The sequence below is a fragment of the Minwuia sp. IMCC3060 genome, assembly GCF_029909435.1.
Classification (GTDB): domain Bacteria; phylum Pseudomonadota; class Alphaproteobacteria; order Minwuiales; family Minwuiaceae; genus Minwuia.
Window position 1 is genome coordinate 1,716,115 of record NZ_CP123782.1, and the last position, 14,028, is coordinate 1,730,142.

General features: G+C 65.0%; 13 protein-coding genes and 1 tRNA gene. 6 read left to right on the plus strand and 8 right to left on the minus strand.

The features are described from left to right. Positions 1-62: 62 nt before the first annotated feature. The 3 genes from QGV54_RS08155 to QGV54_RS08165 form a co-directional block, all read right to left on the minus strand. Entirely contained in the window at positions 63-1,601 is a 1,539-nt protein-coding gene (locus tag QGV54_RS08155) for an AMP-binding protein (protein WP_281017344.1), read from the minus strand. A gap of 307 nt (positions 1,602-1,908) precedes the next feature. Further along, a tRNA-Pro gene (locus QGV54_RS08160) sits at positions 1,909-1,985 on the minus strand. Between the two features lie 69 nt (positions 1,986-2,054). Then, complete coding sequence (locus tag QGV54_RS08165; RefSeq protein ID WP_281017343.1) at positions 2,055-3,074, minus strand: polyprenyl synthetase family protein; 1,020 nt, start codon at positions 3,072-3,074, stop codon at positions 2,055-2,057. A 122-nt stretch (positions 3,075-3,196) separates the two neighbouring features. On the opposite strand from QGV54_RS08165, the gene QGV54_RS08170 reads away from it, so the two are divergent. The 5 genes from QGV54_RS08170 to QGV54_RS08190 are packed head-to-tail and all read left to right on the plus strand — an operon-like array spanning position 3,197 to position 6,225. Next, positions 3,197-3,403: a DUF2007 domain-containing protein gene (locus tag QGV54_RS08170; RefSeq protein WP_281017342.1), complete on the plus strand. Its 207-nt coding sequence runs from the start codon at positions 3,197-3,199 to the stop codon at positions 3,401-3,403. A gap of 6 nt (positions 3,404-3,409) precedes the next feature. Continuing rightward, on the plus strand, positions 3,410-4,141 hold the full coding sequence (locus QGV54_RS08175) for a methyltransferase domain-containing protein (RefSeq protein ID WP_281017341.1): 732 nt from the start codon (positions 3,410-3,412) through the stop codon (positions 4,139-4,141). A gap of 49 nt (positions 4,142-4,190) precedes the next feature. Then, positions 4,191-5,060 (plus strand): S49 family peptidase, encoded by an 870-nt coding sequence (locus QGV54_RS08180; RefSeq protein WP_281017340.1) that lies wholly within the window; start codon positions 4,191-4,193, stop codon positions 5,058-5,060. A 29-nt stretch (positions 5,061-5,089) separates the two neighbouring features. Next, entirely contained in the window at positions 5,090-5,425 is a 336-nt protein-coding gene (locus QGV54_RS08185; RefSeq protein ID WP_281017339.1) for a cupin domain-containing protein, read from the plus strand. Then, positions 5,422-6,225, plus strand: a complete 804-nt coding sequence (locus tag QGV54_RS08190; protein WP_281017338.1) for a citryl-CoA lyase — start codon at positions 5,422-5,424, stop codon at positions 6,223-6,225. Before QGV54_RS08185 ends, QGV54_RS08190 begins: the two co-directional genes overlap by 4 nt. A gap of 15 nt (positions 6,226-6,240) precedes the next feature. Here QGV54_RS08190 and uvrB read toward each other — a convergent pair whose 3' ends face one another. The 5 genes from uvrB to QGV54_RS08215 all read right to left on the minus strand — a co-directional run bounded on the left by uvrB (position 6,241) and on the right by QGV54_RS08215 (position 12,733). Continuing rightward, positions 6,241-8,466 carry an excinuclease ABC subunit UvrB gene (gene uvrB / locus QGV54_RS08195; protein WP_348637711.1) on the minus strand — a complete coding sequence of 742 codons (2,226 nt, stop codon included), beginning with the start codon at positions 8,464-8,466 and terminating at the stop codon, positions 6,241-6,243. Positions 8,467-8,637: 171 nt separating this feature from the next. Beyond that, positions 8,638-10,557 carry a 1-deoxy-D-xylulose-5-phosphate synthase gene (gene dxs, locus QGV54_RS08200; protein WP_281017336.1) on the minus strand — a complete coding sequence of 640 codons (1,920 nt, stop codon included), beginning with the start codon at positions 10,555-10,557 and terminating at the stop codon, positions 8,638-8,640. Between the two features lie 68 nt (positions 10,558-10,625). Next, positions 10,626-11,519, minus strand: coding sequence for a polyprenyl synthetase family protein (locus QGV54_RS08205; protein ID WP_281017335.1), 894 nt, complete (start codon positions 11,517-11,519; stop codon positions 10,626-10,628). 6 nt (positions 11,520-11,525) lie between these two features. Beyond that, on the minus strand, positions 11,526-11,783 hold the full coding sequence (locus tag QGV54_RS08210) for an exodeoxyribonuclease VII small subunit (protein WP_281017334.1): 258 nt from the start codon (positions 11,781-11,783) through the stop codon (positions 11,526-11,528). Next, the gene (locus QGV54_RS08215) at positions 11,780-12,733 is read right to left on the minus strand and encodes a histone deacetylase family protein (RefSeq protein WP_281017333.1); all 954 of its coding nucleotides are present in this window, start codon (positions 12,731-12,733) and stop codon (positions 11,780-11,782) included. Before QGV54_RS08215 ends, QGV54_RS08210 begins: the two co-directional genes overlap by 4 nt. A 177-nt stretch (positions 12,734-12,910) precedes the next feature. Between QGV54_RS08215 and QGV54_RS08220 the strand changes: the two genes are divergently transcribed. Then, complete coding sequence (locus tag QGV54_RS08220; protein ID WP_281017332.1) at positions 12,911-14,017, plus strand: efflux RND transporter periplasmic adaptor subunit; 1,107 nt, start codon at positions 12,911-12,913, stop codon at positions 14,015-14,017. Positions 14,018-14,028 lie beyond the last annotated feature (11 nt).

Consider the following 14,028-nt stretch of genomic DNA (forward strand, 5'->3'; position numbering starts at 1 on the left):
CGGTCGCGTCCGGTCTCATGGTGTTGGCACAATACCGGACCGACATGTCCTGAACCTTGCCCTCAGTTGCCGGCGACCCGTCGGCTCTGGCCGCGCCAGTGGGGTTCGCGGAGATCCTTTCGCTTCACCTTGCCGACCGGCGACCGGGGCAGAGGATCGGTCCGCAGTTCGATCTTCGCGGGGCGCTTGTAGGAACCCAGCCGGTCCCCGCAGAGCTGGATCAGCTCGTCTTCGGTCACTGGCGTCTTTCCATCGATGACACAGATTCCCATCGGGCTCTCGCCCCAGCGTTCGCTGGGGATGCCGAACACGGCGGCCTCGATCACCGCAGGGTGGGACGCCAGGGCGTTCTCGATCTCGGCGGGATAGATGTTGTAGCCGCCGGAGACGATCATGTCGCCCGCCCGATCCAGCATGTAGACATATCCGTTCTCGTCGATCCGACCGATGTCGCCGGTCCGGACCCAGCCGTCGATCATGCGTTCGGCGGTGGCTGCCGGGTCGTCCCAGAATCCGGTCATCTGCCCGTCGCACCGGGCCACCAGTTCGCCCTCTTCACCGAGCGGCACCTCGTTGCCGTCGGCATCGCAGATCTTGAGGTCGGCGAAGGGCAGGGGCATGCCACAGGCCTGCAGGGGCCTGGACCCTTCAACCTCGGCGAACCACTGGTCCGGTCCCATGACGGTCAGCGGCACGGCCTCGGTCTGTCCGTAGACCTGCCAGAGACGGTGCCCGAAGATCTCGTGGGCCTTCAGCGCCGTGGTCTCGGTGATCGGCGCCGCCCCGATCTGCATGCATTTCAGCTTCGGGAACTTTCGGCCGCTGACGCTGGGGTGATGGACCATCGTGTTCACCATGGTGGGGACGGCGAACATGATGCTGATCTCCTCCTGCTCCATGATGTCGAGCGTGTCGCCGGCATCGAAATGGTCGAGCAGCACATTGCAGCCCCCGCTCAGCCAGACGGGCACGAAGGAATAGCCCGACGCGTGGCTGATGGGGCCGATGTGCAGGCACTTGTCGCCTGGCATGATCGGCGGAAACAGGAAGTGCCAGTCGCGGCCGGCGGCGAGCCAGGCCCTGTGGGTATAGGCGACGCCCTTGGGCAGGCCGGTGGTGCCGCCGGTATGGCGGATGACGAAGTAGTCGTCGGCATCGACTTCGACGCCCGGATCGCTGTCATCCTGCCGGGCCAGCCAGTCCTCGTAGCCTTCGTCGCGGATCAGCACGTGTTCCAGAGACGGCACCTCGTCCAGCAGGCCATCGGCTTCCGCCGCATGGTTGCCGGAAACCACCAGGACGCGGCAATCGGTATGCGAGAGCATGTGCACGTGGGCTTCCCGCGCATTTCGCGGGTAGAGCGGCACGCGCACGAGATTTGCCGCCGCCGCGCCGAGAAACATGTCGCTCGCCTCGATCGAATTGTCCTCCAGAACGCCAACGCGGTCGCCGGGCTTCAGCCCCAGCGCCAGCAACGCGTTAGCCAATCTGAGGCCCCGATTCCAGGCCTCGGCGAAGGTCAGCCGCCGGTCGCGCCAGACCACCGCTTCGCGATCGGAATAGAAGCGCGCCGAACGCGCCATCAGTGTTCGCATGTCCATCCAGATATCCTCCCCTTGCAGCCCGGCGTGCGGGCGCAGGTGGCATGCTAGCTGGGAACGACGCGACAAGTCACCTTGCTCCGGGGATGGAAGGCATGCCGCAGAAGACTGCCGGAACCATCGGGATTCGGACCGGCGGGGACCGGCTTGCGTGGCCTCAGGCGACCGGTCTTCGCCTGCATGCGCATGCTGCATGACGGAGGTGCTTGCTGAAGGAGATCAGGAACGCGACGCGCCGGATCGGCCGGAAACTCCGGGGATCAGAGGCCGGTATCTCCGGGCTTCGGGACCCCGGAGACAGAAATGTTGGTCGGGGAGAGAGGATTCGAACCTCCGGCCCCCGCCTCCCGAAGACGGTGCTCTACCAGGCTGAGCTACTCCCCGACCGGTCCCACAGTCATGTGACTGCAGAGGCGAGCGGTGTATAGCCGCTGGGTGCGGTGCGGGCAAGGATCAATATGCGCGTTCGATGGTGAATTCGACTGCATCGATCAGGGCCGATTTCATGACGCCTTCCGGGAAGATGGCCAGGGCGTCGCGGGCCCGCGCCCCATAGTGGCGCGCACGTTCGATGGTGTCGGCCAGGGCATCGTGGCTCTGGATCAGTTCCTGCGCGCGGTCAAGATCATCCTCGGTCTGTTCCATGTCTTCCAGGCAGCGCCGCCAGAACTGGCGTTCCTCCGGTGTGCCACGGCGGAAGGCCAGCACGATGGGCAGGGTGATCTTGCCTTCCCGGAAGTCGTCACCGACGGTCTTGCCGAGCGTCGCCTGCCGGGCCGAATAGTCCAGTGCATCATCGATCAGCTGGAACGCGATCCCGAGGTTGCGCCCGTAGGAATCAAGCGCTTCGACCTCGGCCTTCGGGGCCTCCGCGACGATTGCGCCGACACGGCATGCGGCCGAGAACAGGGCCGCAGTCTTGGCGGAAATCACGTCGAGATAGGCGTCTTCCGTCGTTTCGGTGTCATTGGTGGTGATGAGCTGCAGCACCTCACCCTCCGCGATGACCGCGGACGCCTTGGAGAGAATCGCGAGGACTTCCAGCGAGCCGTCCGCGACCATGAGCTGGAAGGCGCGGCTGAACAGGAAATCACCCACCAGCACGCTGGCCTGATTGCCGAAGACCGCGTTCGCGGTGGCATTTCCCCGTCGTAGATCGCTTTCATCCACCACATCGTCATGCAGCAGTGTCGCCGTATGAATGAATTCGACACAGGCGGCGAGGCTGACCTGCCGGTCGCCCTGGTAACCGCACAGGTCTGCCGCTGCGAGCGTCAGCATCGGGCGCAGACGCTTGCCCCCGGCGGCGACGATGTGGCTGGCAAGCTGTGGGATCAGCGCGACCTCGGACTGCATCTTGTCCATGATCACCTGATTGACCCGGTCCAGATCGCGCTCGACCAGCGACCGCAGTCGCTCCAGCCCGGCCGCGGGCTTGGCCGTTTCGTCCTTAAGGGGAACCACGTTTGACACGCTGTATGCTCCATGCACGCTGCGACTGGCGAATTTGAGTGACCGAGAATAGATTGGGACGAAGGTCCGTCAAGCTGCGGACGCGGGACGTGTTGTCGCCTCTGACAGGAACGGAAAGGTACATGGTCGAGGTCTTTCGTACCAACGATCTGGTTGCGCTTTCCTTTGCCGAGGCCCTGCTGAAGGGGGAGGGGATTGCCTCCCTGCGCTTCGACCAGAACATCAGTGTCATGGAAGGCTCCATCGGAGTCTTCCCGCGGCGCCTGATGGTGGATGATGATGACGAGGCTGCAGCGAAGGACCTGCTGCGCATCGCGGAGCTGATCTGAGCCGGAATGACAGGCTTTACCGACGATCTGATCCTGGGTGGCCGCGTGGCCCTGCGGCAGCCTGCAAGGGGCTTTCGCAGTGGCTCCGATGCGGTGATGCTGGCCGCAGCCTGCCATCCGCGACCGGGCGGGCGCGTCCTCGAACTGGGGTGCGGCACCGGTCTGCCGATGCTGTCGCTTGCCGCCAGACGGTCCGATGTGAGTTTTGTCGGGCTGGAAGTGCAGCCCGGTATCGCCGCTCTGGCCGCGATCAATATTTCGTCAAATGCCGCTGAGGATCGCGGAGCGGTCTGTGTCGGTGATGTCGGCGCGGCACCCTTCGCGGACCGGTCGTTCGATCTGGTGCTGGCCAACCCGCCCTATTTCGATGCCGCCCGCTTCCGCCGCTCACCCGATGCGGCGCGGGAGATGGCGCGATCGGAGGGCGCGGTTCCCCTGGCAGGATGGATCGGCACGGCCATCCGCCTGATCGCGCCCGGCGGCCACGCGGTGCTGATCCTGCGCCGTGAACGGCTGGCAGAGGTGCGCGATGCGTTGCCGCCCGACTGCGCGCTGGACATCCGCCCCCTCGGCAGTCGCGCCGGCCGTCCGGCGAAGCGTGTGCTGCTGCGGCTGCGGCCAGGCGCGGATGGCGCGGTACAGGAACTGCCTGCGCTTGCATTGCATCAGGCGGATGGGCGTGACACGCCGCTGGCCAATGGCATCATGCGGGATGCAGATCCGATAATCTGGACGTGAGACCGCTCATGCCCTTGCAAGCCGGTGCTTGCTGCCGCACATCAGGGGCATGAACACAAAACCAGGATTGCTAAAGCGCCCCATTGCCCACTTCCGGAAGTGGCGCGCAACACCCGTCGTCTCGGTCCTGCGCTTGCAGGGCGTGATTTCCCCCGGTGGCAGCGCGCCCTTTCGCCCCGCCGCCCTCAACCTCGCGGCGCTGGAAAGCCGCATCGAGCAGGCATTCCGTCCGAAACGGCTGGCTGCCGTCGCGCTGATCATCAACAGTCCGGGCGGTTCCCCGGTGCAGTCCGCGCTGATCGCCAGCGCCATCCGCCGCAAGGCGGAGGAGAGGAATGTACCCGTGCTGGCCTTCGCGGAGGATGTGGCGGCGTCCGGCGGCTACTGGCTGATGACGGCAGGCGACGAGCTCTATGCCGACCGGGCATCCATCGTCGGCTCCATCGGTGTCATCTCGGCCGGATTCGGTTTCAAGGGTCTGATCGAACGGTTCGGTATCGAGCGGCGCATCCATTCGGCAGGCGAGAAGAAGTCGTTCCTCGACCCGTTCTCCGCCGAGCAGGAAGAAGACGTGGAACGGCTGAAGGAGATCCAGTCCCAGATCCACGACACCTTCATGGATCAGGTCAAGAGCCGTCGCGGCGACAAGCTGAATCGCAGGCGTTACAAGGAGATATTCTCCGGTGATGTTTTTCTGGGTGAGGAAGCCGAGCGCCTCGGCCTGATCGATGGCATCGCCGAGACGACGTCGTTCCTGAAGGCGCGCTTCGGCAAGGACGTGCGGCTGCGGTCCATCGGTGTGCGCCGCTCCCCCCTGCGCGGCCTGCTGCGTGGCGGCAGCAGCAGTGCCGGGCAGATGACCGGAGAGGTTCTGGCCGGAATCGAAGACAGGCTGCACTGGAACCGATACGGTCTGTAGGGCTGTGATGACCGATGGGGAGGGGTCTGATGGACATTCGCGCGACACTGGAACAGGCACGGACAACGCCACCCAGTCCGGGGCGTGCGTCGGCGCTGCTGATGCAGCACGGGACCATGTCGCTGCGGTTCTATGCGCCGCTCGGAACCGACCCGCAGACGCCGCACGATCAGGACGAGCTCTATATCGTCTCGCGTGGCACAGGCATGTTCTTCATGAACGGGGAGCGCGTGCCGTTCGGACCCGGTGACGTTCTGTTCGCACCGGCGCATGCCGAACACCGGTTCGAGGATTTCACGGATGATTTCGAGACCTGGGTCGTGTTCTACGGCGCAGAAGGTGGTGAGGGGAGTACCGCGACATGATGGGTGACAAGGGCGCAGGCGCGTCGGCAATTGCGAAGGCGGACGCGGCAAGCGTCACGATTCGGGGCAAGGATCTGTGCGAGGAACTGATCGGGAAGGTGGACTTCACCGACTTCTTCTTCCTGCACCTGACGGGAAAGATGCCAACGGAGAACCAGTCTTTCTTCCTCAACGCCGTTCTGGTGACACTGGCGGAACATGGCCTGACGCCGTCCGCGCAGGCAGCCCGCATGACTCTGCAGGCCGGGCCTGACGCAATGCAGGGTGCGGTTGCGGCCGGTATCCTTGGCTGCGGTTCGGTCATCCTCGGCTCCGCGGAAGTCGCGGGCAAGTTCTACGGCGAAGGTGTCGCGCGCGTCCGGGCGGGGGAGGACGTCGATGCTGTCGCCCACGCCATGGTGCAGGACCTGCGGGACCGGAAGGCGTTCCTGCCCGGTTTTGGCCATCCGATCCACAAGCCGGTCGATCCGCGTGCCGAGAAGCTGCTGGAACTGGCGGACGAACGCGGTGCCTCCGGCGATCACGTCGCGTTCCTGCGCGCCGCCCGTGCGGTGGCAGAGGAGATCTATGGTCGCAAGCTGGTGCTTAACGCCAACGGCCCGATTCCCGCGATCCTGCTGGATCTGGATTTCCCGCCCGACGCGCTGAAGGGTATCTCGATCCTCTGCCGCACGGCAGGCCTGATCGGCCATTGCCTGGAGGAACTGGAACGCCCCATCGGCTTCCGCCTGGCCCATCTGGGCGATCAGGGCACCGCCTATGACGGCGGCTGGCCGGAGGGTCATCCAAACGCCGGTTGATGTTGTTCGTGTCGGCTACCGCTTCCGGCTCTTCACGCTGGGGCGGGCGCCGGGGCGGCCGGACTTGGTGCGGCCCTGGCCGTACTTGCTGGGGCCGCCGCCCTTGACCTTGGCCTGGCCGGTCTTGGTGGCACCGGGCGCGTAGGAGGCCATGGCCTCCGCCAGTCCCTTGGGGCGGGCCATCGGGTCGGCGAGGATTTCCAGTTCGGCGCTTTCCAGCCGCTTGATGGCGTCGCGCAGGCGGGCGGCTTCCTCGAACTCCAGATCCGCGGCGGCTTCCCGCATCCGGGTCTCCAGATCGGCGATATGGGCCTTCAGGTCCTTGCCGGTCAGCAGCTTCTGATCGTCATCCACGTCCACCGTCAGGCTGTCGCGGGCATAGACCGACTGCATCACGTCGGAGATGTTCTTGCGGATGGAGACGGGCGTGATGCCATGCGCCTCGTTGTAGGCCTGCTGCTTGGTGCGGCGGCGCTCCGTCTCCGCCAGCGCGCGGGTCAGGCTGTTGGTCATCTTGTCGGCATAGAGGATCACGCGGCCATCCAGGTTGCGCGCCGCGCGGCCGATGGTCTGGATCAGGGAGGTCTCGGAGCGCAGGAAGCCTTCCTTGTCGGCGTCCAGAATGGCGACCAGGCCGCATTCGGGAATATCCAGTCCCTCCCGCAGCAGATTGATACCCACCAGCACGTCGAAGACCCCCAGCCGCAGGTCGCGGATGATCTCGATCCGCTCCAGCGTGTCGATGTCGGAGTGCAGATAGCGCACCTTCACGCCGTTCTCGTGCAGGTATTCGGTCAGATCCTCCGCCATCTTCTTGGTCAGGGTGGTGACCAGCACCCGCTGGCCCTTCTCCGCGCAGGTCCGGGCCTCCGCCATCAGATCGTCCACCTGGGTGGCAACGGGACGGATGATGCATTCCGGGTCGACCAGACCGGTGGGACGGATCACCTGTTCGACGATCACACCCTCCGTCCGCTCCAGTTCCCAGGCGCCGGGGGTGGCGGAGACAAAGACGGTCTGGGGCCGCATTGCATTCCATTCATCGAACTTCAGCGGGCGGTTGTCGACGCAGGACGGCAGCCGGAAGCCGAACTCGGCCAGCGTCCACTTGCGGCGGAAGTCGCCCCGGAACATGCCGCCTACCTGCGGCACGGTCACATGACTCTCGTCGATGAACAGCAGGGCTTCTTCAGGAATGTATTCGAACAGGCTGGGGGGCGGCGCACCGGGCGGACGTCCGGTCAGATAGCGGGAATAGTTCTCGATGCCGGGGCAGGACCCGGTGGCCATCATCATCTCGATATCGAACAGGGTGCGCTGTTCCAGCCGCTGGGCCTCCAGCAGCTTGCCCTCCGCGTTGAGCTGCTCCAGCCGAACGGCCAGCTCCACCTTGATCTCCTTCACCGCCTGCTGCAGCGTCGGGCGCGGGGTCACGTAGTGGCTGTTGGCGTAGAGTTTCACGCTGTCCAGGCTCTGCGCCTTCTCCCCGGTCAGGGGGTCGAACTCGACGATCTCCTCCAGTTCGTCGCCGAACAGGGAGAAGCGCCAGGCACGGTCTTCCTGATGGCTGGGGAAGACCTCCACCGTGTCACCGCGCACGCGAAAGGCGCCACGCTGGAAGGCGGCGTCATTGCGCTTGTACTGCAGTTCCACCAGCCGCCCCAGCAGGGCGCGCTGATCGACGCGATCCCCCCTGGTGATGTTCATGGTCATGTCGGAATAGGTCTCGACGGAGCCGATACCGTAGATCGAACTGACCGAGGCCACGACGATGACGTCGTCGCGTTCCAGCAGGGACCGGGTGGCGGAATGGCGCATCCGGTCGATCTGTTCGTTGATGGACGCGTCCTTCTCGATATAGGTGTCGGTCCGGGGAACATAGGCTTCGGGCTGGTAGTAGTCGTAGTAGGAAACGAAGTATTCCACCGCATTGTCGGGAAAGAAGGACTTCATCTCGCCATAGAGCTGCGCTGCCAGGGTCTTGTTCGGCGCCATGATGACGGCGGGGCGCTGCACCTCCTGAATCAGGTGGGCGACGGTGAAGGTCTTGCCGGAGCCGGTGACGCCCAGCAGCACCTGATCGCGGTCCCCGGCCCGGACGCCCGATACCAGTTCCGCGATGGCCTGCGGTTGGTCGCCCGCCGGTTCGTAGTCGGAAACGATCTTGAGCGCCTTGCCGCCTTCGGTCTTCAGCGGACGGTCAGCACGCTCCGGCAACCAGATCGGGGCCTCCGCCTCCATCAGGGCATGCTTGAAGGTGCTGTCGAGCTCGCCCAGTGACGTTGCCATATCAATCCTGCGCCAAGAATTCCGTGGTCAGGTCATGGGACCACAACGTGAACATCCATACCCAATATGCGCCATACCCTTTCGGAAGGAAAGGGGGGCGGAGTGGATCGGTACGTTCGGCGCTCAGGCGCGGGCAGGGGCCGTGGCATGGGCATCGATGCCCAGGGCGGAGACCACCGTGGTGACGATCTGCGGCGCGTTCAGGCCGGCCACGTCGTACATCTTCTCCGGCTTGTCCTGATCGATGAAGCAGTCCGGCAGCACCATCGGACGGACCTTCAGCCCGTCCAGCAGGTCATTGGTGGCCAGGAACTGCAGCACATGACTGCCGAAACCGCCGACGGCACCTTCCTCGATGGTGACCAGCAGCGGATGCTCCCGCGCCAGCCGGGCAATCAGATCCTCATCCAGCGGCTTGGCGAAGCGGGCGTCGGCGACGGTAGCGCTCAGGCCCATGGCGGCCAGATCATCGGCGGCCTGCAACACTTCCGCCAGTCGCGCGCCGAAGGACAGGATCGCGACCGAGGTGCCTTCGCGCAGGATACGACCCTTGCCGATCTCCAGCGGCACGCCCGCCTGCGGCATGTCCACGCCAACGCCCTCGCCACGTGGAAAGCGGAAGGCAGAGGGGCGGTCGTCGATCTGCGCCGCAGTCGCGACCATGTGAACCAGCTCGGCCTCGTCCCCAGCCGCCATGACGACGAAGCCGGGCAGGGTGGCGAGGTAGGTGATATCGAACGATCCGGCATGGGTCGGGCCGTCCGCGCCCACCAGACCGGCCCGGTCGATGGCGAAACGCACCGGCAGGCTCTGGATCGCCACGTCATGGACAACCTGGTCGTAGCCGCGCTGCAGGAAGGTCGAATAGATCGCGGCGAAGGGTTTCAGGCCCCCTGCGGCCATCCCGGCGCAGAATGTCACGGCATGCTGCTCCGCGATGCCGACGTCGAAGGTGCGCTCAGGGAAGGCCTTGCCGAAGATGTCGAGACCGGTGCCGGAGGGCATGGCGGCGGTGACGGCGACGATCCGGTCATCCTTCTCGGCCTCCTGCACCAGGGCATTGGCGAAGACCTTGGTATAGGCAGGGGCGTTCGACTTGCCCTTCATCTGGGTGCCGGTGACCACGTCGAACTTCGCAACGCCGTGATACTTGTCCGCCGACTGCTCCGCAGGCAGGTAGCCCTTGCCCTTTTCGGTGACCACATGCACCAGGATCGGACCGTGCTTCGCGTCGCGCACATTCTCCAGCACCGGCAGCAGATGGTCCATGTTGTGACCGTCCACGGGACCGACGTAATAGAAGCCCATCTCCTCGAACATCGTGCCGCCGGTCAGCATGCCGCGCGCGAATTCCTCCGCCCGCTCCGCCATCTTCTCGAAGGAGCGCGGGAACCTCTGCGCCAGCTGCTTGCCGACCTGACGCAGGCTGAGATAGGGCTTGCCGGAGATCAGGCGGGAGAGATAGGCGCTCATCGCACCAACGGGCGGGGCGATCGACATGTCGTTGTCGTTCAGGATGACCACCATGCGGCTCTTCATGCCACCGGCGTTGTTCATCGCCTCATAGGCCATGCCAGCAGACATGGAACCGTCACCGATCACGGAGATGACGCGGTGCGGCTGGCCCAGCATCTGATGCGCAACATCGAAACCGAGCCCGGCGGAGATGGAGGTCGATGAATGGGCCGCACCGAAGGGGTCGTAGGCACTCTCCGCCCGCTTGGTGAAGCCGGAGAGCCCGCCAGCCGCGCGCAGGGTGCGGATCCGGTCACGCCGTTCGGTCAGGATCTTGTGCGGGTAGCACTGGTGCCCGACGTCGAAGATCAGCTTGTCGTCCGGCGTGTTGAAGACGTAGTGCAGGGCGGCGGTCAGTTCGACGACACCCAGACCGGCACCCAGATGGCCGCCGGTCACAGAGACAGCATCAATGGTTTCCGTCCGCAGTTCATCGGCAAGCTGGCGCAGTTTCGATGGCTCCAGCGTGCGCAGATCAGCGGGGGAGTTGATCGTGTCGAGCAGTGGCGTCTTGGATGTGTCGGCCAAGCATGGCCTCCCATTATTGTTCCCTGTGGCGCGTTCCATCGCGGCGGCAGTGTCGCGACGGTCGGCCTTCAGGATCGGCGTTCGATCATGAAACGCGCGATGTCTTTTAATAGAAAGGCGTTTTGGCCAAACAAATCAAGGCGCGCAACCGCTGAATCAACCAGTTCGGCTGCGCGATTCCGCGCGCCCTCGACCCCCAGCAGGCCAATGAAAGTGGCCTTGCCGGCATCGGCATCCTTGGCAACGGCCTTGCCCATCTGTGCCACATCGCCCTCGATATCCAGCAGATCGTCCGCGATCTGGAAGGCAAGACCGATCTCCAGGCCATAGGTCGCCAGCGCACTGCGCTCCGTCTTCGTCGCGCGTCCCAGGATGGCACCGGCCTCGACGGACCAGGAGATCAGCGCACCGGTCTTGAGGTCCTGCAGGCGGGTGATCTGCGCCAGGTCATAGGTCTCGGTCTCGGCCTGCAGGTCGATCATCTGACCGCCGACCATGCCGTCCGCACCGATGGCATCGGCCAGCGTGCGGACCAGTTCCATGCGGATCTCGGCATCCGGGTCGGTTTCCGGCCCGGCCAGTATCTTGAAGGCGAGCGGCTGCAGCGCGTCTCCGGCCAGTATCGCCGTCGCCTCGTCGAATTCCCGGTGACAGGTCGGCTTGCCCCGCCGCAGGTCATCGTCGTCCATGGCGGGCAGGTCGTCATGGATCAGCGAATAGGTGTGAACCATCTCGACCGCCGCGGCGGCGCGTACCGCGTTCTCCTTCGGGACACCCAGCAGGTCGGCGCTGGTCATCACCAGAAAGGGACGGAGGCGCTTGCCGCCGGCGAACAGCGCATAGCGCATTGCCGCGTGGACCCGGGCCTCCAGCGTGGCGGGCAGGGGCAGCAGCCGGTCGATCTCGGCCTCCACCGCCTGTGCCGCACCTGCCAGGGCGGTCGCCAGTTGTGTTTCGGACATCAGCCGTCAATCCGTCTCGAACGGAACCGCATCACCCGGTCGGCCATCGGGGCTGATCACCAGCTTCTCCACCCGTGCCTCGGCCGCCTTAAGTTTGGTTTCGCAATGGGCCTTCAGCAGGCTGCCACGGGCATACATGTCGATGGATTTCTCCAGATCGACGGAACCCGACTCGAGCTTCTGGACGATGGTTTCAAGTTCCGCCAGCGCAGCCTCGAAACTCAGGGCCGCAATGTCCTCAGGCATGGCCGTGTCGTCTGTCATGATCCCTCCGTCGGCGGTGCTGTTTCACCCTGCAGCGTTGAGACATGGACGCGTGTCGCCGATTGCAGGGCATCAAGGTCGTACCCTCCCTCCAGCACCGAGACAAGGCGACCGTCGCAACATTCCGTGGCGATGGTCATGATTTCACCGGTGATCCAGCCATAGTCGGCGTCGGTCAGGTTCAGGCTGGCCAGCGGATCGCGCTCGTGCCCGTCGAACCCGGCGGAGATGATCACCAGTTCCGGCGCGAAGGCCCGCAGGCGCGGCAGCCCGGTCTCCGACCAGGCACGCCGGAAATCCGCGGATCCCGCCGTCGGCTCCAGGCACAAGTTGACCAGATTGTCGGCAATGCCGGTCTCGTGCGCTGCACCTGTGCCCGGATAGAGCGGCCACTGGTGGGAGGACAGGTACATCAACTCGGGATCATCGCGGAACCGGGCCTGGGTGCCATTGCCGTGATGCACGTCGAAGTCCAGAACGGCCACCCGCCGTATCCCATGTGCCTGCCGCGCATGCAGCGCGCCGATTGCGGCATTGTTGAACAGGCAGAACCCCATGGGGCGATCCGGCTCCGCGTGGTGGCCAGGGGGGCGGATCGCGCAGAAGGCATTGTCGGCATCCCCGGCAAAGACCGCATCGATGGCAGCAATCACGGCTCCTGCTGCCCGCCGGGAGGCCTCGGCCGATCCCGGTGAGACAACGGTATCCGGGTCCAGGTTGCGCCGCCCGCTCTCCGGTATCGCGGCATTGAGCTTCTGCACGTAGGCATCCGAATGGGCCAGCGCCAGTTGCGCATCGGTGGCCAGAGGTGCCTCCTGCCGCAAGAGGTCCGGATAGGTGGTCTCGTCGATGGCATGAAACACGGCACGCAGCCGGTCAGGCCGTTCCGGGTGTCCGGTACCGGTGTCGTGGAACAGGCATTCGGTATGTGTCATGAACAGGGTCGTCAATCGGGCCTCCCGTCGCCTGCCGGGCTTACTTCCCGGCACCTGATCGTGACCGGGGGTACTGCAAATAGCATTTGCCACTGGTACACGACACGTTAACTTCGCGCGGGGGCCGGGCGGTCTCAAGGTCAAATGCTGGGTCGCCTGAAAGGTCCCTGGGCATTCACGGGAGTATCCGGCTTGCGTCTTGGAATTCAGCTTGTTGTCATCGCGGTGCTTGCGCTCGTTGGCTATCTGGTCTGGCAGGCGCGTGCGGACCTGCCGATCATCGGCCCGTACTTCGCGGAGTCGGGCGGCGGTCAGCGATTTGGCGGCGGGGCGGTCCTGGTTGATGTGGCCCCGGTCACGTCGGAGCGTCTGGTAGATACCATACAGGCCATCGGCACCACCCGCGCCAACGAGGCGGTGACGATCACCAGCAAGGTCGCCGGGCGCGTGGCCGATATCCGTTTTCGCGAAGGTGACACGGTCCGCCAGGGCGCGGTCCTGTTGCGGCTTGATGCCGTGGAGATACTGGCGGAGCGGGATGAAGCCATCGCGCGCCAGACCAGGGCCCGCCAGAACTACGAACGCGGCGTGAAGCTGCGGGACGCCCGCGCCGTGACGGCAGGTCGGACGGAGGAACTGGCCCAGGATCTGGCGGAGGCCGATGCCGCTGTCGCGCAGATCGAGGCACGCCTGCGCAACTACGAACTGAAGGCACCGTTCTCGGGTCGGCTTGGCCTGCGGAAGGTCAGTCAGGGCGCGCTGGTCACGCCCGGGGACGAGATCGTGACCCTGGATGACATCTCCGTCGTCAAGCTGGATTTCGACGTGCCGGAGACCGCACTGGCCTCCGTACATCCGGGACTGCTGGTCACCGCCCGCACCGCCGCCTATCCGGATGTGGTGCTGGAAGGCGTGGTCGCCACTGTCAATACCCGGATCAATCCGGCGACCCGCGCGGTGACGGTACGCGCCGAGCTGGCGAACAAGGAGGGACTGCTGCGTCCCGGCATGTTCCTGACGGTCGATCTGGCCTATGGCGCCAAGGACGGCGCACTGATGGTGCCGGAGGAAGCGATCGTTGCCGTGGATGACGGCATGTTCGTCTTCGCGATCGTTGACGGGAAGGCGGAACGGCGCGCCATCACGATCGGCCGCCGGAGACCGGGACAGGCCGAAGTGACCTCCGGACTGGCGGCGGGAGAAATTGTCATCGTGGGCGGCATCCAGAAGGTGCGTCCCGGCGCGGAGGTGAACATCCGCAGCAACATTGGTGATGCGGTTCAGAAACCATCAGCCTGATGTGATCTGAG

Excerpts from the sequence above, each read along its gene's own strand:
- QGV54_RS08155 (WP_281017344.1), bottom strand. The coding sequence starts at position 1,601 with ATGGACATGCGAACACTGATGGCGCGTTCGGCGCGCTTCTATTCCGAT.
- QGV54_RS08170 (WP_281017342.1), top strand. The coding sequence starts at position 3,197 with ATGGTCGAGGTCTTTCGTACCAACGATCTGGTTGCGCTTTCCTTTGCC.
- QGV54_RS08175 (WP_281017341.1), top strand. The coding sequence starts at position 3,410 with ATGACAGGCTTTACCGACGATCTGATCCTGGGTGGCCGCGTGGCCCTG.
- QGV54_RS08180 (WP_281017340.1), top strand. The coding sequence starts at position 4,191 with ATGAACACAAAACCAGGATTGCTAAAGCGCCCCATTGCCCACTTCCGG.
- QGV54_RS08185 (WP_281017339.1), top strand. The coding sequence starts at position 5,090 with ATGGACATTCGCGCGACACTGGAACAGGCACGGACAACGCCACCCAGT.
- QGV54_RS08190 (WP_281017338.1), top strand. The coding sequence starts at position 5,422 with ATGATGGGTGACAAGGGCGCAGGCGCGTCGGCAATTGCGAAGGCGGAC.
- uvrB (WP_348637711.1), bottom strand. The coding sequence starts at position 8,466 with ATGGAGGCGGAGGCCCCGATCTGGTTGCCGGAGCGTGCTGACCGTCCG.
- QGV54_RS08205 (WP_281017335.1), bottom strand. The coding sequence starts at position 11,519 with ATGTCCGAAACACAACTGGCGACCGCCCTGGCAGGTGCGGCACAGGCG.
- QGV54_RS08210 (WP_281017334.1), bottom strand. The coding sequence starts at position 11,783 with ATGACAGACGACACGGCCATGCCTGAGGACATTGCGGCCCTGAGTTTC.